Here is an 18,698-nt window from a genome sequence, read left to right on the forward strand (position 1 = left end):
AGGGCGGTCACAGACAAATGCCGGGAGACACTAGACTGCCAGTATGGAAACCGAACCCGGCGAGAAACTGTCGCTGCGTGAGCTGCAGAAGCGCCAGAGCCGGACGCACCTGATGGATGCGGCGGCCGCCCTGATCGGGGAGCGCGGTTTCCGGGAGACGACGATCGACGACATCGCCAAGGCCGCCGGCGCGAGCCGGGCAACCCTCTACTCGTACTTTCCGAGCAAGGACGCGATCGTCCGCGAGATCGTCGTCGAGGTGTGGGACCGCGCGGAGTCCCTGTACCGGGACTTCGGTGCGCTCGACGACTGGTCCCGCCCGACCGTGCGCGCCTGGGTGGAGCGCGTGGTCGAGCGGTGGGAGGCGAGCGGGGACAAACTCCGCGTGCAGGCCGCCGGGCTGGTGCGCTTCGACGAGTTCTACCTCGACTACCACCGCCGCTTCGTCGCAGCCCTCACCGCGAACGCCGAGCTGTGGAAGACGCTCGACGACGCCGAGATCGAGCGCCGCGCCCTATTGCTGATCAGCGGGCTCGAATTGTTCCTGAACACGTGGATGGTCCGTGGGTGGCCGGCCGATCGTGAGGGTGCGATCGGCACGATCACCGACGTCTGGTGTGCGGCGCTGCCGTCCGAGTAGCCTCAGCCGAACGCGAACTTGGCGCGCATCAGGCCGCCGATCTCGGCGAGCGCCAGTCGGGCGCGGGCATGCTGATCGGCGTGCATGAGGAAGCCGTGCGCCACACCGGGATAGCGCAGCACCGCGGTCTGGACGCCGGCGTCGCGCAGGCGGTGCGCGTAATCCTCGGCGCCGTCGCGACTGGGGTCGTGGGACGCCGTGACGACGATGGCCGACGGCAAACCCGACAGGTTCTCGGCCAGACTCGGCACGCCGTACGGGTGGTCCCGGCTCGGGTCGTCGCCGAGGTACAGGTTCTTGGTCCACGCGAAGTCCCCGGCCGTGATGATCGGCCCGTCCGCGAACTCGAGCACCGACGGCCTGGTGTCGTCGCGGTCGATACCGGCGTAGATGTGCAACTGGAAGAGCAGCGGCACGCCGCCGTCGTCCCGGGTCTGCAGCGTCACGCCCGCCGCGAGAGTCGCTCCGGCGCTGTCCCCGGCGACGGCGATGCGGGTCGGGTCGACGCCGAGGTCTCCAGCGTTGTCGCCCACCCACTGCGTCGCGAAGTACGCCTCGTCGGTCGCGACCGGATAGGGGTGTTCGGGGGCGAGGCGATAGTCGACGCTCACTACCACCGCACCGGACGCCCGCGCGAGCAGGCGCGCGAGCCGGTCGAAGGTGTCGATGCTGCCGATCACCAGCCCGCCGCCGTGGAAGTAGACGATCGCCGGAAGGTCGGGCGCATCGACCGGGTGGTAGATCCGTAGCCGCAGCGGGCCGTGCGGGCCGTCGACGACGCGGTCCGCGACTCGGTGCAGGTCGGGTCCGGGGCGCTGCGGCACGGCCGCGAAGGCCGCGCGGGCAGCCTGGACGCCCGCCACGTGCATGGGCACCCAGTCGGAGCGGGTGCCGAGGTAGGCGGCGACGTCGGGGTCGAGCTCGAGCATGTCGGTGTCCTCTCGGGGTTCAGGCCTGGATCTTGCCGTCGACGTCGGGGGAGACGCGGATCGCATCCCAGTCCGCGCGGGTCCGCGAGCCCATCCGAGCGACGAACGAATCGAGCTGGGACCACAGTGATTTCGAGACGACCATGTCGCCGGGAGTCATCACCTGGCCGATCAGTGCGGACCACGCTTCGGGGGTGTGGTCGTCGGTCAGGGCGCCCGGCGTCTCCGCCTGCACCACACGGGAGACCAGGCCGCCGCCCACCGTGAACGCCTCGCCGGTGAGCGTCGTGTCGGAATGGAGCAGATAGGCCGCGAACGCGGCGACCGCCTGGGGCGGGAAGTGTGCCTGCATGAAGTCCGCGAAGCCGGGCTGGTCGATCCCGGCGGTGGAGCGCGTCCACGCCGCGGGAAGGATCGCGTTGGAACGCAGGCCGATTCGTTTGCCGAGGATGGCCTGCGTCCGAGTGAGGGAGAGGATGGCGCCCTTCGCGGCCGCGTAGCCGGGCATGGCGGGGGCACCGAAGCTGCCGTTCGACGAGATGTTGAGGATCCGCCCGTCCCCAGTGGCAGCGAGGTGCGGCCACGCGGCCTCGGTGATGCGGTTCGCGCCGCGCAGGTGCACGTCCACCAGCGTGTCGAAGTCGCCGCCCGCGCCGGCGTTGTTGATCACGATGTCCAACCGGCCGAACGCGTCGACGGCGGTTCGCACGATGCCGTCGGCCTCCGTCACCACGTCTCCGGTGACCCCCGCCGCCGTGCCGCCGTCGGCCTCGATCAGGCGGACGACCTCGTCGGTCGCCGGCGTGCTCGCCGACCCGGTCCAGTCCCGGCCGAGATCGTTGACGACCACCGAGCATCCGCGGGAAGCGAGCAGACGCGCGTAAGCGAGGCCCAGCCCGAAGGTGGACACGCCGGTGATCAGGGCGACTTGGCCGTCGAAACGTAGTGGATCCATGGCAGACAACGCCTTTCGTCGGGACACGCGTGGGTGGACCGCCACGGGCGCAGTGCGGTGGCGTCTGATCGGACGGTAGCCGACCGGTGGACGCTGCGGTAGACGTTCGAGCAAAAAACCAGACTATCAGTCTGGTAAATGGGATGTAGGTATGGACAGGGTCGGTTCGGTGGCCTACTGTCCCGAGTCACGTCGCCACGCACCGGGTGCGTGAGCGTCGTCCCCCAGCTCCTCACGACTCGCGTCGGGCCCGGACCGCCGGGCCTGCAAGGAGATTCCATGACATCCAGCACCGCCGTACCGTCGACAGCACACGCCGGCCACGCCGCGCCCGACCCCGAACCGCTGCGTACACATCTGCGACGGGCGGACCCGGCGGTGCTGTTGGCGGTGCTCGCCCAGCTCACCGGTGACGCGGCCGTGCTCGATCGGCACGCCGCGGCGATCTCGCACGTCCCGGACGCGCCCGAGATGGCCGGCGTCACCGACCCGGACACGGCGGCAGCGATCGTCGAGGACGTGATCACGGCGTTGACGGCGGACCGTCGCCCCGACGCCCCCGCGCCCGACGATCCGGCGCTGTTCGCCCGTCTGGTCCCGCTGGCACTCGGCGCGACGCCCGGGGACGAATTCCTGCCGATGCTGGCGGAGCAGGGCGGATTCCATCCGGCGCAGCCCGTCCTGCCTCGCACGACGCCGCTGCCGGACACCCTCGACCTTGCGATCATCGGTGGCGGCCTGGCGGGCGTCGCGGCCGCGATCGCCGCGACGCGCGAGGGGATCTCGTACGAGCTCCTCGAACGGAACGACGACCTCGGCGGCACCTGGCTGATCCAGAACTATCCGGGCGTCGGTGTCGACACCCCGTCGTCGTACTACTCGCTGTCCTCGGAGTTGAACCCTGACTGGACCAGTTACTACCCGAAGGGCGGCGAGTACCGGGACTACCTACGGGGCGTCGCCGACAAGCACGGGATACGAGATCACACCCGGTTCGGCACCGAGGTCGAGTCGCTCGTCTGGGACGAGGCGGCGCATCGCTGGCAGATCCACGTGCGGGCGTCGGACGGCACCCGATCGGTGACGCACGCCGCGGCGGTGATCACCGCGTTGGGCTATCTCAACCGGCCGCAGTTCCCGCGGGTCGAAGGGCGAGAGTCCTTCGCCGGGATCAGCGTTCACTCGGGGGAGTGGGACCCGACACTGGACCTCGCCGGCAAGAGGGTCGCGGTCATCGGGGCCGGGTGCACCTCCGCGCAGATCGTCGACTCCATCGTCGACGACGTCGCCCACCTGACGCTGTTCCAGCGTCAACCCCACTGGGTGGCGCCGCGGAAACGGGACAGCGATGACGTCCCCGAGCATCACCGGTGGCTCTCGCGGCACGTGCCGTTCTATGCGAACTGGTTGCGTCTCAAGGCGTTCTGGGGATCGGCGGACAGTGCGTACCCCGTGGTGATCGTGGATCCGGAATGGGCGTCGACGCACCTGTCGATCTCGCGTGCCAACGACATGCTGCTGCAGGACTGCCTCGCCTACATCGATCGCACGTTCGGCGCCGGGTCCGAACTGGCCGAGAAGGTGACCCCCGATTTCGCGCCGTTCGGCAAGCGCATCATCCGCGATCCCGGCGGTTACTACCCGGCGCTCACGCGTGAGCACGTCGACGTGCTCGTCGCCGAGCCGGCCCGGATCGTCCCGGAGGGGATCGTCACCCCGGACGGGGACCTCGTCGAAGTGGACGTCATCGTGTACGCCACCGGTTTCCACCTGGACTTCCTGTCCACCATGGACATTCGCGGACGGGACGGCCGCACGCTGGTCGACGAGTGGTCGGGCAACCCGCGGGCGTACCGTGGCGGCACCGTTCCGGGCTTCCCGAACCTGTTCATCACCTCCGCCCCCAACACCAATCCGAGCCACGGCGCGGGCAACAACCTCGGCATCGAGGTGGCCGTCCACTACATCGTCGAGTGCCTGCATCTGCTCGCCGAGCGTGGCGCGCGTTCGCTGGAGCCGACCCGGCAGGCCTACGACGCGTACGTCGAGGAGATCGATGTCGCGATGGAGAACACCGTCTGGCGGCACACGCCGAACGCGCACACCTACTACCGCAACGACAGCGGGCGGGTGGTCGTCGCCAGCCCGTGGCGCCTGGTCGACGTGTGGCAGCAGCACCGCACGCCGATCGAGGAAGACTTCGTGCTGCGGTAGTTTCGGCAGGTCACGCGAATTCGCGCGGTCAACGCCGCAGCGGGCCACGCGATCGTCGCGGCCAGGGCGTGCGGGGCACACACCATGATCGCATCCGAACCCTCCCCGAAGCGCCGCGAGCTGGCACTGAAGATGTGTGCCGACACCGCCGTCGACCCGCCGTGGACGATCCGATCGAGATCTGGAACAGCATGGTTGCCGATGGCCACAACGTCGCGGCCGCTTGCGAGGATCCACAGGGTACCAACGAGATCCTCGTCTCTTGGCTCACGCGGCACTTTTGAGTCGGACGGTCGGGCTCGTCTCCTCACGGTGTCGAGCCCGACCCTGTCACCGCGACTCCGCGACCACTCGACTTCCGGCCTCGACCGGTGCCATACGGTAGTGCAGTCGCACGGCCGTGGCGCCCCACACCTTCAGGACATGATCGGTTCGGGCGACGCCCTCGTCGTCGACGTACAGGTGGAATTCCTCGTGGATCGGCACGCGGGCGGCGTACGTGTGACCGCCGTCGATGACGGTGACGTATGCGCCGTCGTCGCCGAATCCGCCGGGCGGCGACGCCAGCGTCATCGATCCGCCGGGACCGTTGGACGGGCGGAGGTACACCTGCACGTTGCCCTGCTCGAGCGGGAAACTGACGTGGACGCTCGGCTGGTCACGTCCGGGGAGCCGGCCGACGCGATAGTAGCCGCTGAACATGTAGTCGCCCGTCCGCCGGAGGGTCCGCAGCCACGCGGCCCCGGCATGGTCTCCTTCCGGGCCCACGATCGCAACGATCTCGCTGTCCACCCCGTGTGCGACGGCCAGTGCATCAACCGGAAGCGCAAGTTGTTGCAGCCGTTTGCCGTACAGCGATTCGATGACCGCACCCGGGCCGGCGAACCCACGCGACCACTTGGTCCACGCGTCCATCCGCCAGGACGCGGTGTGCTCGTAGAACCCTCTGATCGCCGGGTGCACTGCGGTCGGATCGAAGCCGGGACCGGCCAGCGCATCCATACTCGGCAGCAACCCGGAGTTGCCGTCACGGACCGTTCTGCCGCCGATGCGATCGGCTTCGGCCGGAAGCCAGCGGTCGGCGACGGTGCCGCGCCCGGAAACGGGCGCGGCCAACCACGCATCGTCGCCGTCGACATCGATCCGCCTGCCGACCGTCCGCCACCACAGCCTCGTCCCGCGATCGAGCATCGGCCAGCCGTCGGTTCTCCCCATGGGAGCACCGTCTCACATCGCGGTCGCGCAGGAGGCGGCGGCGCTCCGGCTCAGCGCGCTCCAACCTTCGAAGGACGACGGGCCGCCCGGGCCTTCGGAGTCGGTTCCGCGGGGTGTCGGAGTCGCCGATCGAGCAGGTGAACCAGGCCGACGACGACGCCGACGACGGCGCCCCACAGCGCCGACACCACCAGGCCGAGGACCACGGCGAGCACGAACGTGCCGAGGCCCTGGTGCGTCTCGAAGCTGAGGTACACCGTCCGCACCAGGTTGCCGACAGCGACTCCGAGCATCGTGGCGAGCAGGGCCGCGAGGAACGGCCGACGCCTGCTCCCGGCCGGCTGGGTCCAGACCACCGCGGTCATCGCGAGTGCGGCGACCACGTCGACGAACCAGAACGACCACGTGGTGTCGCCGAGCGGATACAGCCGCAGCGGCGGAATCCCGAACGGCAGGCCGATCGCGCTGGGAACCAGCAGTTCCGGGTTGAATGTGAGGATCCGCCCGGTGAGCGACCACGTGCCGAACAGTATCGACGCGAGCAGGACGGTGACCGTTGCCGGCCATGGACCGGCCGGGATCCGGCGGGCCAGCACCCTTGCCGAAAACGCCCCGTGCTCGTCAGACATGGCGCAACATTAACGCACTGAACAGGACGAACGTCCAGGTTTGGCGTGGATGCGAGAGTTGGTGGAGTGGTGAGGCGTTCGAGGGTGCTCGCGGCGATGGTCGGGGCGTTGCTTCTCGTCGGTGGCGTCGGAGCCGCGTTGCGGGCGGATCCGGCGCCGGCCTCCGCGTATCTCACGGACGACGCCGGCCGGGCACTGATCCTCAATGGGTTCAACACCGCGTCGAGCGCCAAGAGCACACCGGACGGCATGCCGACGTTCACCGAGACCGATCTCGACCGCGAACACACCGACATGGGAACCAACTTTGTGCGGTTCCTCATCTCGTGGCGGTCGGTGGAACCCGAACCGGGCGTCTACAGCCAGGAGTACCTGAACCGGGTGGCCGAACGCGTCGGCTGGTACGCCGAACGCGGGTACAGCGTGATGCTCGACATGCACCAGGACCTGTACTCGAGTGCCATCACCCCGAGCGGGCAGAACGGCAACGGCGCCCCCGCGTGGGCGACCTACCTCGACGGGCTCCCCGTCGGGGACAACGACATGTGGGAGATGTACTACCTCGAGCCCGGGGTGATGCGGGCGTTCGACAACTTCTGGAACACCACCGGCGACCACCCCGAGTTGACCGACCACTACGCGAACGCGTGGCGGGCGGTCGCGGAGCGCTTCGCCGGCAACCCGGCGGTGGTCGCGTACGACCTCATGAACGAGCCGTACGGCGGCACCCTGCAGGGCCCGTCGTTCGAGGCCGGCCCGCTGACCGCGTTGTACCAGAAGACGTCCGACGCCATCCGCACCGTCGACCAGGACACCTGGGTGTGTGTCGCACCGCAGGCGATGGGTACCAACTGGGGCACCGCCAGCGGCCTGCGCGCGATCTCGGACGCCCGTGACGGCGCGCAGCGGATCGCGTACTGCCCGCACATCTACCCGCTGCCCATGGACCTCGGCGGCGGCTACACCGGATCCGCCCGCGCACAGGTGGACGCGACGATCGACGCGTGGCGGGGCAACACCCTGCGCACCGCGGCCGCGTTGGGGAACGTGCCGATCATCCTGGGGGAGTTCGGACTCGACACGACGCTGCCCGGCGCGCTCGACTACGTCGAGCGGATCTACGACACCGCCCGCGAGATGGGGGCGGGCGTCTCCTACTGGTCGCGCGATCCCGGCCCGTGGGGGCCGTACGAGGAGGACGGGTCCGAACGGAACCTCGTGGCGACCCTCGACAGGCCGTACCCGCGAGCGATCGCGGGATCGCCGCTCGACTGGTCGGCCGACGCGGACCGCCTCGAGTTCTCCTACGTGCCCAACCTGTCGATCACTGCGCCCACCGAGATGTACCTGCCCGCGCGGACATTCCCGCACGGCGCCGACGTCGACGGTGCGCACGTCGCCGGCTGGAACCCGGACACCCGCATCCTCACGCTCCGCGCCCCGGCCACCCGTCAGCCGGTGACGGTCACGGTCGTACCCCGGTCGTGACGCTCACGCGTCCGGTCGTGGGGCGAATTCTCGCCGCAGCATGTCCCCGCAGTCGTCGAGTTCCGGTGCGGGAATCGTCGACCCGACCGAATCCCAGGTGCCGAACTTCAGCGGGGTTCCCGGAACGGCGAATCCGCCCACTTCCTTGATCATGCCGCGTATCTCGATCTGATCGAGTCGGCGGGTGTCATCGACGTTGAGGACTACGCCCACCGGGACGCCGGCGTCGATCAGCAGGCCTCGCCACGCCTCGCTGGTGTCGGTGCGCAGCACGTCCTCCAACGCGGTCTTCAGGTCCTCGTGGTTGGCGCAGCGGTCGACGTTGGTGGCGAATCGCTCGTCCGACCGCAGATGGGTGAGTCCCAGTGCGCTGCACATGAGTCCGAAGAGACGGTCGGTGCCGGCGGCGATCGCGATGGGCCGGTCGCTGCACTCGAAGGTGTCGAACGGGTACATGAACGGGTGCCGGTTGCCCAGGCGGGTCGGGTGCACCCGCGGGCCGAGCGCATCCATCAGTCCGTGCTCCATCAGTGCGAACGTGCTGTCGAGCATCGCGATGTCGACGGTGGTCCCGCGGCCGGTGCGTTCGCGGGCGACGAGGGCGGTGACGATGCCGCAGTAGCCCATGATGCCGGCGGCGATGTCGGAGATCGACGTGCCCACCCGGGTCGGGGGACCGTCCGGCCACCCGGTGGCATCCATGATGCCCGACAGCGCCTGGATCACCGTGTCGTAGGCCGACTCCTGATGCATGGGGCCGTACTGGCCGAAGCCGGAGATCGAGCACACGATCAGCCGCGGATGTTCGGCGACGAGGTCGTCCGGGGCCAGGCCGAGCGCCGCCATCACGCCCGGCCGGAAATTCTCCACCACCACGTCGGAGTGCCGGATCATCGACCGGACCAGCGCCATGTCGTCCGCATCGTTCAGATTCAGTGCGATACTCTCCTTGCCGATGTTCGCCAGCCGGTAGTACTCGGAGCTGCCGTCGTCGGCGAACGGACCCATCTGCCGCGTGTCGTCTCCGGTACCGGGACGTTCGATCTTGATGACCCGCGCACCGCCGTCCGCGAGCATTCGGGTGCACGTGGGTCCGGCGAGCACGTGGGTGAAGTCGACGACCGTGATCCCCTCGAGCGCTTGCGGTTTGGTGGGGTCGAGGTGTCCGCCGGGGTCGTGTTCGGTCATGGTTCCTCCTCGTGCGCCGGACGATCGGGCTTCTGCAGACGGCCGCTCGCGGTCCCGACGGCCGGATCGATGACGCAGTCGATCAGCGCGGGCCCCGCGGTGGTGAGCGCGGACCGAAGCGCGCCGGCGACCTCCTCCGGTGTCTCGGCGTGGTACCCGACGCCGCCGAACGCCTCGATCAGCGTGTCGTAGCGACTCGAGTGCAGCAGCACCGTCGGTGCCGGATCCTCCGAGTGGGTGTTGACCTCGTCGCCGCGGCAGACGCCACCGTTGTTGAACACGACCACGACCACCGGCAGGCGGTAGCGACAGATCGTCTCGATCTCCATGCCGCTGAACCCGAATGCGCTGTCGCCCTCGATCGCGACCACCCGGTGGCCGGTCTCGACGGCCGCGGCGATCGCATACCCGAGGCCCACACCCATCACCCCCCACGTCCCGACGTCGAGGCGGTGCCGTGGGTAGTGGGTGGGAACGATGTTGCGCGCGTTGTCGAGCGTGTTCGCCCCTTCGCTGACCACGACCGTGTCGCGCCGGTCGTCGAGGACGTCCCGCACGGCGCGCAGCGCGACCGCGAAGTTCATCGGGTGGACGTCGGCCCGCAGCCGCCCCTCGAGCTCGGCGGTGTTCGCCCGCCTCGTGGCGGCGACCTCGTCGAGCCAGTCGCGAGACGGTCGGATCCGGTCGGGTCGCAGCGCCGCGAGCAGGGCCGCCGTCGACGACCCGATGTCGCCGAGGACCGGGGCCGCGATCGGTCGGTTGCTGTCGAACTCGGCCGCACAGATGTCGAGCTGGACGAAGCGCGCGTCCGGGGACCACCGCGGAGCCCGCCCGTGGTCGAGTAGCCAGTTCAGGCGCGCGCCGATCAGGACCACGACGTCGGCGCTGCCGAGCACCAGCGATCGCGCCGCCGCCGCGGACTGTGGATGATCCTCCGGTAGAAGCCCTTTCGCCATCGGCATCGGCAGGAACGGGGCCCGCGTCGCCTCCACGAAGTCGCGAACGACCCGGTCGGCCCGCGCGTACGCCGCCCCTGTCCCGAGCACGATCAGCGGGCGTTGCGCGGACTCGAGGAGGACGATGGCACGGCCGACGGCGTCGGGCGCCGGAATCTGCTGCGGCGCCGGGTCGACGACCGGCGGATGCGGCACTCGTGGTGCGGGGCCGGCGAGGGCCCGAGCCGGCAGATCCAGGTAGACCCCGCCGGGCCGACCGGAGACCGCGGCTCGGATCGCCCGGTTCACCCCGACGCCGATGAGGTGGGCGGCATCGACGCGGAACGCGGCCTTCGCGAACGGACGGGCCGCCGCGAGTTGGTCCAATTCCTCGTAGTCGCCCTGCCCGAGGTCGACGACGGACCGGTCGCTCGATCCGCTGATCTGGATCATCGGGAAACAGTCGGTGGTCGCGTTGGCGAGTGCGACGAGTCCGTTGAGGAAGCCCGGGGCCGACGCGGTCAGGCAGATGCCGGGCCGCCCGGTGAGGTAGCCGGCGGCCGCGGCGGCGTGCCCGGCGGCCTGCTCGTTGCGGAATCCGAGGTAGCGGATGCCGCGGGATTGGGCGATGCGGGCGAGGTCGGTGATCGGGATCCCGACCACGCCGTAGATCGTCGAGACCGCGTTGGCCACGAGTGCGTCGACGACGAGTTCGTTCCCGTCGACGGAATTGGGCTCGGTCATGGGCGCATCCCCGGACAACTGGAGTCTGCCACTCGGACGGCGGCCTTCTCCGAGTATCCCCCGCACGTCGTCGGCGGGCAGCCCGCTCGGCGGTGCCGGACCGAAACGTCCGGCATGTCGGCTCGTCGGGGTCGAAACCACGAACATCGACAAAATTGGTCATATGACCTATTTTCGTGTCATGAACGACGAACTCGAGTACGACCCCGCCGGACCGGTGCTGATCGTCGGTGGGTACGGCACCGTCGGCGCCGCGCTCACCGAACTCGCGGGGCGCGAATGGCCGCTGTTGCTCACCGGGCGCCACCCGGAGAGGGGCGCAGCCCTGGCGCAGCGACACGGCGCGACCGTGCGCCGCTGGGACGTGGCCGACCCGGAACCGTTCGCGGCGAGCGTCCGCGCCGTGGTCTCCGCGGTCAACGACCCGGACGATCGGGTGCTCCGTGCGGCGGTGGGAGGTGGGGTGCCCTACGTCGACGTCACCCGGTGGACCGCGAGGCTCGCGCGCGCGGTCACGGTGGCAACCCTCGCGGAACCGACCGCGCCGGTGCTGTTCTCGTCGTCCTGGATGGGTGGCGTCACCAGTCTGGTGACCGCCGCCCTGGTCGCCGAGCGAGGCGGTGACGCCACCTCGGTCGACATCGCAATCCGATACGACGTGCAGGATGCGGCCGGCGTCGACTCGGTCGACTTCATCGACCGGCTCGGCTACGACTACGAGGTGCGACGCTCCGGTGGCCCGGCGACGGTGGCGCCGCTCTCCGACGCCCGGTGGGTGGACATCGCCGGCTCCCGGACGAAGGTCGCCCGGCTCGACACCCCCGAGCAGTTCACGCTGCCGCTGACCCTGGGCGTGGACACCGTGACCACCCGGATCGGGTTCAGCTCCAACTCCGCCACGGCTGCGCTTCTCGCGGCGAAGAAGGTGGGACTCTTCCGCTGGGGGCGCGGCGACCGCTGGACCTCCGTGCGGCGATCCCTGCTGTACTCGCCCGGCGACGGGGGCAGCGCGCAGATCCGCATCGACGTCGTCGGTGATGCGGGCGTGACGTCCGCGACGATCGTCGATTCCCGCGGTCAGGCGCATCTCACCGCGCTCGGCGGATTCCTGGGGCTGCGTCGGGTGCTCGCGGGCGACGCGGTCGCCGGCGTCACCTTCCCCGAACTGCATCCGCGCCCCGAGTCCGCGCTGCGGGAACTCGCGGAACACGGGGTGGAAGTATTGCGGTCATGACCTCGTCCAAGGGCGCGCAGCGCCAGGCCGAACTGCTCGACGCCGCTGAACGTGTGCTCACCACACGGGGCAACGCGAACGCTGCGCTCCGGGACTTCGCGGCGGAGGCCGGGGTGCGAATCGGCCACCTGCAGCACTACTTTCCCACCCGCGCCGACCTGATCAGGGCGGTGCTCGACCGTGCGCTGGCGCGTTCGCTGGCGCGCTTGGCGGAGGCGACGGGTCTGGATGCCGACGACAGGTCGGAACGGACCGTGACCCGTGAGGACACCGAGCGGATGCTCGAAGTCCTTCTCGCCGAGCACGACGACGCCGGCTGCGTCCGGCTCTACCGGGAGATCTGGGCAATCGCTGGGGGAGACGAGCAGACCGCGGCGGTGGTGCGTACCTTTTACCGCAAGTACGTCGGCCTCGTCGCGGACCTCATCGCGTGCGCGCGACCGGAGGTCTCCGAGGATCGTCGAAACGCGTTGGCGGAGATCGTGGTCAGTCTCCTCGAGGGTTCCTCCGTCGTCCGGTCGGACATCGGGGTGCGGCGTTCGGCGGAGGGGGATCGCGAGTTGGTGCGGACCGCGGTGACGCTGATCCACGGTGACGCCGATCCACGGTGACGGGGTGGGCCCGCGCTGACCTGCCGGGCCCACCCCGTCACCGTCGGTGTCAGCCCTTCGCGGCGCTGATGCCGGCGCGGCGGCCGAAGAAGCTGCCGTCACCGAGAGAGGTGCCGGACGCGTAACCCCACGCGCACACACCGGCGGTGCAGCGGCCGGCGGCGAACAGGCCGGGGATCGGTTCGCCGGAGACGTGCAGGACCTCGGACTCGACGTTGGTGCGCAGGCCGCCGAGCGTGAAGCCGGCGGTGAAGTTGCGCAGGTCCAGTGCCGCGATCGGTGACCCGATCGGCTTGACCCACTCGGCCTTCTTGCCCAGAACCGGGTCCTGCCCGGTCGCGGCGTGCTTGTTGTAGACCTCGACGGTGGCCTGCAAGGTGCCCTCCGGCAGACCCATCTCGGCCTCGAGTTCCTCGACCGTCTCGGCCACCCACTTGGGCTGGAACCGGAAGAACGGCGTGGACGTCGGCGTCGTCTTCGCCTCCTCGTACGCGTCCTCGTCGATGATCAGGTAGGCCTGGTTGTCGTTGTGCAGCAACGTGAGCTGGCCGATGCGGCCGGGGTAGGTGTCCTCGTTGACGTAGCGCTGGCCGCGCCCGTTGACGAGGATGCCGCGGACCATCATCTGCGGATCGCCGAAGAACGCGACCTCGGTGGCGTCCATGTGTGCCAGGTCGGCGCCGAGTGCCTGCGCCATCCGGATCGCACGGCCGTCGTGCTCCTCGATCGCGGCGCCGGGGCGGCCGATCAGCCGCGGCGCGAACGCCTCGACCATCTCCTTGTTGTAGGCGAAGCTGCCGGTCGCCAGCACGACGCCCCGGCGCGCCCGGACGGTGACGTCCTTGCCGTACTGCTTGGCCTGCACGCCCACCACCCGGCCGGTGGCGTCGGTGATCAGCGTCTGCACCCGCATGTCGTACTGCGCCTGCACACCGAGGGCGGTGGCCGTATCGACGAGCGGCTTCATGAGCATGTAGCCGCCGCCCTTCTCGCCCACCTTCTTGTCGGTCATCTGCGGAATGTGTCCGCGCGGTGCCGGGGTGGCGATCGTGTTGAAGGGGGCCGAGTTCTCGCCGCCCGAGTACATGAGGCCGTCGTCGAACGGCGTCTCCCAGCCGGGCTGACCGTAGAAGCTCTCCTTGAACGGGACGCCGCAGTCGACGAGCCAGTTGAAGTGGTCGACGCTGCCCTCGCAGTACTCGGTGATCTTCGCTTCGTCGGCGCCGGGCCCGAGGGCGGCCATCATGAACGTCTTCATATTCTCGGGGGTGTCGTCGAAGCCGAGGGCCTTCTGCAGCGGGGTGCCGCCGCCCAGGTAGATGAATCCGCCCGCCAGCGAGGCCGCACCGCCCCAGCCGCCCGCGCGCTCGAGCACCAGGACGTCGGCACCGGCGCGCGCCGCCTCGATCGCGGCGCTCGCGCCCGCGACACCGTAGCCGGCGATCACGACGTCGGCCTCGTAGTTCCATGTGTCGACGGTCTCGGCGGACAGGGGACGGAGGGGTGTGGCCTCGGCCATGGGGTGGGTCCTTTCGACGTGCACTGGTAGAACGTGTTCTATTTCCTAGTATTCACCCTCGCAGCCGAGCGTTGCACCCGAATCGCCGGACTACTGCTCGCGCTGCTTGTCGGCCGCGCGTGCCGCCCGGCGTCGGTCGGCCGCGACGGAGATCAACGCGTTGTTCAGCCCGGTACCCAGCGGCCAGCCGACGTAGTGGCAGAGGAAGATCGCGGCCTCCTCGATCTGCTGTTCGGTCAACTCCTCGTTGTGGAGCGCGGCGTTGATCTGGATCTTCGCGACGTCGGTCTGCCCCTGTGCCGCGATCGCCCCGAGCAGCAGCAGGCGTCGGTCGCGCATGTTCAGACCCGGCCGGGTCCAGACGTCGGCGAACAGGTGGTCGGCGGTGACGGCGAAGAAGTCGCCCGGCACGTCCGCCGGCATCTCCCAGCCGTACACCTGGTTCATCATCGCGACGCCACGCGCGCGGCGCTCGGTCGCGGCGGCGTCACCGTTGTGGTCGGTCATGCGTGCTCCTTCTCGTGGGTAGACCGGTCGGCGACGGTTCCGTTGCCGACGCCGAGTCCGGGGCCGAGTCCCGTGAGGGCCCTCGTGGCCAGGGGGAGGTCCACGTCGAACCGGTCACCCAGGTCGAGCGCGAGGGCGAGGTCCTTCTCCCCGAGATTCCGCACGTGCGAGAGGATCGAGAACCAGGGATCGTCGGGGGCCAAGGCCACCGTGGTGTCGCGCAGCATGATCGCGCCGGCGCCGCCGGTGATGGCGTCGGTGTGCCGGACGATCTTGCCGAGCGCCCGCACGTCCAGGCCGGCCGCCTCGGCGAGCCGCTGGGCCTCGCAGGCCGCGGTGAACGAGACGAAGTGGAGAAGGTTGCGCGCCAGTTTCATCCGCGTGCCCGCGCCCACCGGTCCCGCATGGATCACCAGCTCGGCGAAGTACGCGAACGGTTCGCGCACCGCCTCGAACGCGTCGTCGCTGCCGCCGACCATGACGGCCAGCCGCCCCTGCTGCGCTCCGGGCGCGCCACCGCTGACCGGAGCGTCGACCAGGTCCACCCCCTCGGCCCGGCAGGTAGCGGCCAGCTCGGTCGCCGTCTCGTCGCCGATCGTCGAGTGCACCGCGATCACCGTCCCCGGCCCGGCCGTGGACAGGATGCCGTCCGGGCCGGTGACGACGTCGCGAACCTGCGCGTCGTCGAGCACCGTCACCAGAATCACCGTCGCCTGCGCGGCGACGTCGGCCGGTGTCGCCGCCGCGGTTGCGCCCGCCGCGGTGAAGGGCTGCGTGGCCTCGGGACGGGCGTCGCACACGACCAGGGCGCCGGGACGATCGAGCAGCCGGGTGGCCATCGGCGCGCCCATGTTGCCGAGCCCGATGTAGCCGACCGCGGGAGCCGCTGTGGTGTCGTCACTCACGACCGGATCACCTGCCCGCCGTCCACGTTGAAGATCTGCCCGGTGATCCAGCTCGCCTCGTCGGACAGCAGGAACAGGCACATGCCCACCAGATCGTCGGGGGTGCCCATGCGCTGCAGCGGGATGCGCTTGACCATGTCCGAGACGATGTTGCCGGGGGTGACGGTGCGGGTGGCCTCGGTGTCGATCGGACCGGGCGCGATGGCGTTGATCCGGATCTTGGACCAGCCGAGCTCGAACGCGAGTTGCTGTGTGAGACCGTTGATCCCGACCTTCGCCAGGCCGTAGAAGTTCGAGTACACCCACGCGGCCGTCGACGACTGGTTGACGATCGAACCGCCGGCGGCGCGCATGTGCGGTACCACCGCCCGGCACACGTTGAGCGCACCGTCCATGTTCACGCTCATGAACTTCTTGTAGTAGTCCCAGGGCACCGTGAGCAGCGAGTCGAGCTTCATGCCTCCGTAGATCGCCGCGTTGTTCACCAGATGCTCGACACCGCCGAACCGGTCGATCGTGAACGCGGCCAGTTCGAGCGCCGAATCCGGTTCGGCCACATCGACTTCCTGGAATGCTGCCGAACCGCCGTCGGAGACGATCTGCTTGGCCACGGTCTCACCGAGTTCGCGGTTGAGGTCGGCCACCACGACGCTCGCGCCCTCGGCGGCCAGCGCCCGCGCGTACGCCTCCCCGATGCCCTGCGCCGCGCCGGTGACGATGGCGGTGCGTCCGTCGAAACGTCCCATCTGCCTACTCCTTGTCTGTCGGTCCGTCAGGCCTGCGCCGGTTCCGCCACGAGCTTGGTCTCGAGGTACTCCTCGAACCCGGCGACGCCCATCTCGCGGCCGATCCCGGACTGCTTGTAGCCGCCGAAGGGGGCGTCGGCCGCATACCAGACGCCGCCGTTGACGGCGAGGGTGCCGGTACGGACCCCGTCGACCACCTTCCGGACCCGGTCGGGATCGGTGCCCCAGACCGACCCGGACAGTCCGTAGGGCGAGTCGTTGGCGATGCGGATCGCGTCGTCGTCGCCGTCGTGGGGGATGATCACCAACACCGGGCCGAAGATCTCCTCCCGCGCGACGCGGGAGGTGTTGTCGAGACCCGAGATCAGCGTGGGCTCGACGAAGAACCCGCGCTCGTGCTCGGCTGGTCGACCGCCGCCGACGACGATCGTGCCGCCCTCCTCGACGGCGAGCGCGAGGTAGCTCTCGACCCGGGCCCGCTGTCGCGCGGAGATCAAGGGTCCGCACACGGTTCCGCGCTCGGCGGGATTGCCCGGTCGGATCCCGGCCATGGTGCGTGCGGTGGCCTCGACGGCCTCCTCGTAGCGTTCGCGCGGCACCAGCAGGCGCGTCGTGATCGCGCAGCCCTGACCGGCGTGCGTGCAGACCGTGAAGGCCGCTATCGCGCAGCCGGAGGCGAGGTCGGCGTCGTCGAGGACGATGAACGCCGACTTGCCGCCCAGTTCCAGGAAAACCTTCTTGAGCGACTCCGACGCCGCGGCCATGACCGCCTTGCCGGTAGCGGTCGAACCCGTGAACGAGATCAGGTCGACGCGCGGGTCCCGGGACAGTTGGGCCCCCAGAGCGTGGTCGGTGGAGGTCACGATGTTGATCACGCCGGCCGGAATGTCGGTCTCTTCGGCGACGACCTTGCCCACCAGGGCCGCGCACCACGGGGTGTCCGGAGCGGGCTTGAGGACCACGGTGTTGCCGGCGGCGAGCGCCGGGCCGATCTTCGCGAAGTTGATCTGGTGCGGAAAGTTCCACGGGGTGACGGCGCCGACCACCCCGACCGCCTCCTTGAGGACCCGTCGCCGGGTCCTGATACCCATCGGCGACGCGACACCGAGATCGGTTTCCCACGAGTAGGACTCGGCGAGATCGGCGAAGTAGCCGAGGTCCGCGATCGGGCCCTCGAGTTGGGGCCCGGCGGTGAGCATCGCGGGCGCGCCCGCCTCGGCGATCGTGATCTCGCGCAGTTCGTCGATGTGCGACTGCAGGGCGTCGCGCAGTTGTCGCAGACAGCGCGCGCGGAAGGCGTGATCGCGCGACCACGAGGTGGTGTCGAACGCCTGGCGCGCGGCCGCGATCGCCGCGTCCATGTCGGCAGCGGTCCCTTCGGCGGCGTACCCGATGACCTCCTCGGTTGCGGGATCGGTCACCTCGAACACCCCGCCCGAGCCGGGGGTGAGCTTGCCGTCGATCAGAAGCGCGGAGCTGTCGGTCGGTCGAAGCGTCATTGCGCGGACCCCTTCTTACTGGACAGGTGTCTGGACTATAGTACGAGTCAAATCCCGATGACAATGCCGATCTGGCGGAATGGTTTTCGCGAACCGTCCCCGCCGGGATGTGGGGAATCTCGTCTCGAACGGTCCCGCCGGAGGGTGATCTGCAGTAATGTCCAGACACGTGTCCAGTTCACGTTTCGAGTCCACGCGTAGACGCTTGACGCAGAAGCAGGCGGACACCGTCGACAAGCTGTGCGAGGCGGCGGTGCAGGTTCTGCACGACGAGGACTTCGCCGGCCTGACGGTCCGTGCCGTCGCGGCGCGCGCAGGGGTCGGCCCGGCCACCGCCTACACCTACTTCTCGTCCAAGGAGCACCTCGTCGCCGAGGTGTTCTGGCGCCGGCTCTCACGCTCGCCGCGGCCGGAGGCGGGCGGGCTCGACCGGGCCGGCCGTGTCGTCGCGGTGTTCCGCGGAATCGCGCTGCTGCTCGCTGACGAACCGGGGCTCGCCGGCGCCGTCACCAACGCGCTGCTCGGGGGTGACCCGGACGTCGAACACCTGCGACTGCGGATCGGCATCGAGATCCGCGGCCGGCTCGAGGAGGCGTTGGGTGAGTCCGGTGATCCGGACGTCCTCGAGACGCTCGATCTGCTCTACGCCGGAGCACTCCTGCGGGCCGGCATCGGCTACGGCACCTACGAGGACCTGACCGGCCGTCTGGAGCGTTCCGCCACGAGGATTCTGGAGTAAT

Annotated in this window: 17 protein-coding genes; 6 read left to right on the forward strand and 11 right to left on the reverse strand. The window is 69.7% G+C overall.

Annotation, left to right across the window (positions count from 1 at the left end):
- Positions 1 to 43: 43 nt before the first annotated feature.
- Positions 44 to 640 carry a TetR/AcrR family transcriptional regulator gene (locus ABTV10_RS07250; RefSeq protein WP_433611138.1) on the forward strand — a complete coding sequence of 199 codons (597 nt, stop codon included), beginning with the start codon at positions 44 to 46 and terminating at the stop codon, positions 638 to 640.
- Between the two features lie 2 nt (positions 641 to 642).
- Here ABTV10_RS07250 and ABTV10_RS07255 read toward each other — a convergent pair whose 3' ends face one another.
- Both ABTV10_RS07255 and ABTV10_RS07260 read right to left on the reverse strand, forming a co-directional pair.
- On the reverse strand, positions 643 to 1,569 hold the full coding sequence (locus ABTV10_RS07255) for an alpha/beta hydrolase (protein ID WP_499033575.1): 927 nt from the start codon (positions 1,567 to 1,569) through the stop codon (positions 643 to 645).
- A gap of 19 nt (positions 1,570 to 1,588) precedes the next feature.
- On the reverse strand, positions 1,589 to 2,524 hold the full coding sequence (locus ABTV10_RS07260) for an SDR family NAD(P)-dependent oxidoreductase (protein WP_499033576.1): 936 nt from the start codon (positions 2,522 to 2,524) through the stop codon (positions 1,589 to 1,591).
- A gap of 279 nt (positions 2,525 to 2,803) precedes the next feature.
- On the opposite strand from ABTV10_RS07260, the gene ABTV10_RS07265 reads away from it, so the two are divergent.
- Positions 2,804 to 4,738 carry a flavin-containing monooxygenase gene (locus ABTV10_RS07265; protein WP_499033577.1) on the forward strand — a complete coding sequence of 645 codons (1,935 nt, stop codon included), beginning with the start codon at positions 2,804 to 2,806 and terminating at the stop codon, positions 4,736 to 4,738.
- Positions 4,739 to 5,068: 330 nt separating this feature from the next.
- Here the strand turns inward: ABTV10_RS07265 and ABTV10_RS07270 are convergent, their stop codons facing one another.
- Both ABTV10_RS07270 and ABTV10_RS07275 read right to left on the reverse strand, forming a co-directional pair.
- Positions 5,069 to 5,953: a hypothetical protein gene (locus tag ABTV10_RS07270; RefSeq protein WP_499033578.1), complete on the reverse strand. Its 885-nt coding sequence runs from the start codon at positions 5,951 to 5,953 to the stop codon at positions 5,069 to 5,071.
- Positions 5,954 to 6,003: 50 nt separating this feature from the next.
- Positions 6,004 to 6,582 carry a hypothetical protein gene (locus tag ABTV10_RS07275; RefSeq protein WP_499033580.1) on the reverse strand — a complete coding sequence of 193 codons (579 nt, stop codon included), beginning with the start codon at positions 6,580 to 6,582 and terminating at the stop codon, positions 6,004 to 6,006.
- Positions 6,583 to 6,648: 66 nt separating this feature from the next.
- Here ABTV10_RS07275 and ABTV10_RS07280 point away from each other — a divergent pair, with 66 nt between their 5' ends.
- Positions 6,649 to 8,070 (forward strand): cellulase family glycosylhydrolase, encoded by a 1,422-nt coding sequence (locus ABTV10_RS07280; RefSeq protein ID WP_499033582.1) that lies wholly within the window; start codon positions 6,649 to 6,651, stop codon positions 8,068 to 8,070.
- Positions 8,071 to 8,073: 3 nt separating this feature from the next.
- Here ABTV10_RS07280 and ABTV10_RS07285 read toward each other — a convergent pair whose 3' ends face one another.
- Positions 8,074 to 9,258: a CaiB/BaiF CoA transferase family protein gene (locus ABTV10_RS07285; protein WP_499033584.1), complete on the reverse strand. Its 1,185-nt coding sequence runs from the start codon at positions 9,256 to 9,258 to the stop codon at positions 8,074 to 8,076.
- On the reverse strand, positions 9,255 to 10,937 hold the full coding sequence (oxc, locus tag ABTV10_RS07290; RefSeq protein ID WP_499033585.1) for an oxalyl-CoA decarboxylase: 1,683 nt from the start codon (positions 10,935 to 10,937) through the stop codon (positions 9,255 to 9,257). The genes ABTV10_RS07285 and oxc overlap by 4 nt, the downstream gene beginning before the upstream one ends.
- A 181-nt stretch (positions 10,938 to 11,118) precedes the next feature.
- Between oxc and ABTV10_RS07295 the strand changes: the two genes are divergently transcribed.
- Positions 11,119 to 12,171, forward strand: a complete 1,053-nt coding sequence (locus ABTV10_RS07295; RefSeq protein ID WP_499033588.1) for a saccharopine dehydrogenase family protein — start codon at positions 11,119 to 11,121, stop codon at positions 12,169 to 12,171.
- Complete coding sequence (locus tag ABTV10_RS07300; protein WP_499033589.1) at positions 12,168 to 12,782, forward strand: TetR/AcrR family transcriptional regulator; 615 nt, start codon at positions 12,168 to 12,170, stop codon at positions 12,780 to 12,782. Before ABTV10_RS07295 ends, ABTV10_RS07300 begins: the two co-directional genes overlap by 4 nt.
- Before the next feature lie 49 nt (positions 12,783 to 12,831).
- Here ABTV10_RS07300 and ABTV10_RS07305 read toward each other — a convergent pair whose 3' ends face one another.
- The 5 genes from ABTV10_RS07305 to ABTV10_RS07325 form a co-directional block, all read right to left on the reverse strand.
- Complete coding sequence (locus ABTV10_RS07305) at positions 12,832 to 14,301, reverse strand: FAD-dependent oxidoreductase (protein WP_499033591.1); 1,470 nt, start codon at positions 14,299 to 14,301, stop codon at positions 12,832 to 12,834.
- Between the two features lie 90 nt (positions 14,302 to 14,391).
- Complete coding sequence (locus tag ABTV10_RS07310) at positions 14,392 to 14,808, reverse strand: carboxymuconolactone decarboxylase family protein (protein WP_499033593.1); 417 nt, start codon at positions 14,806 to 14,808, stop codon at positions 14,392 to 14,394.
- The gene (locus tag ABTV10_RS07315) at positions 14,805 to 15,713 is read right to left on the reverse strand and encodes an NAD(P)-dependent oxidoreductase (protein WP_499033595.1); all 909 of its coding nucleotides are present in this window, start codon (positions 15,711 to 15,713) and stop codon (positions 14,805 to 14,807) included. Before ABTV10_RS07315 ends, ABTV10_RS07310 begins: the two co-directional genes overlap by 4 nt.
- Positions 15,710 to 16,459: an SDR family oxidoreductase gene (locus ABTV10_RS07320; protein ID WP_499033596.1), complete on the reverse strand. Its 750-nt coding sequence runs from the start codon at positions 16,457 to 16,459 to the stop codon at positions 15,710 to 15,712. Before ABTV10_RS07320 ends, ABTV10_RS07315 begins: the two co-directional genes overlap by 4 nt.
- A 26-nt stretch (positions 16,460 to 16,485) precedes the next feature.
- Entirely contained in the window at positions 16,486 to 17,958 is a 1,473-nt protein-coding gene (locus ABTV10_RS07325; RefSeq protein ID WP_499033598.1) for an aldehyde dehydrogenase, read from the reverse strand.
- A 205-nt stretch (positions 17,959 to 18,163) separates the two neighbouring features.
- On the opposite strand from ABTV10_RS07325, the gene ABTV10_RS07330 reads away from it, so the two are divergent.
- Positions 18,164 to 18,697 carry a TetR/AcrR family transcriptional regulator gene (locus tag ABTV10_RS07330; protein WP_499033599.1) on the forward strand — a complete coding sequence of 178 codons (534 nt, stop codon included), beginning with the start codon at positions 18,164 to 18,166 and terminating at the stop codon, positions 18,695 to 18,697.
- Position 18,698: the final 1 nt, after the last annotated feature.

The sequence above is a fragment of the Paraburkholderia sp. RHO2 genome (genome assembly GCF_050955445.1).
Classification (GTDB): Bacteria; Actinomycetota; Actinomycetes; order Mycobacteriales; family Mycobacteriaceae; genus Prescottella; species Prescottella agglutinans_A.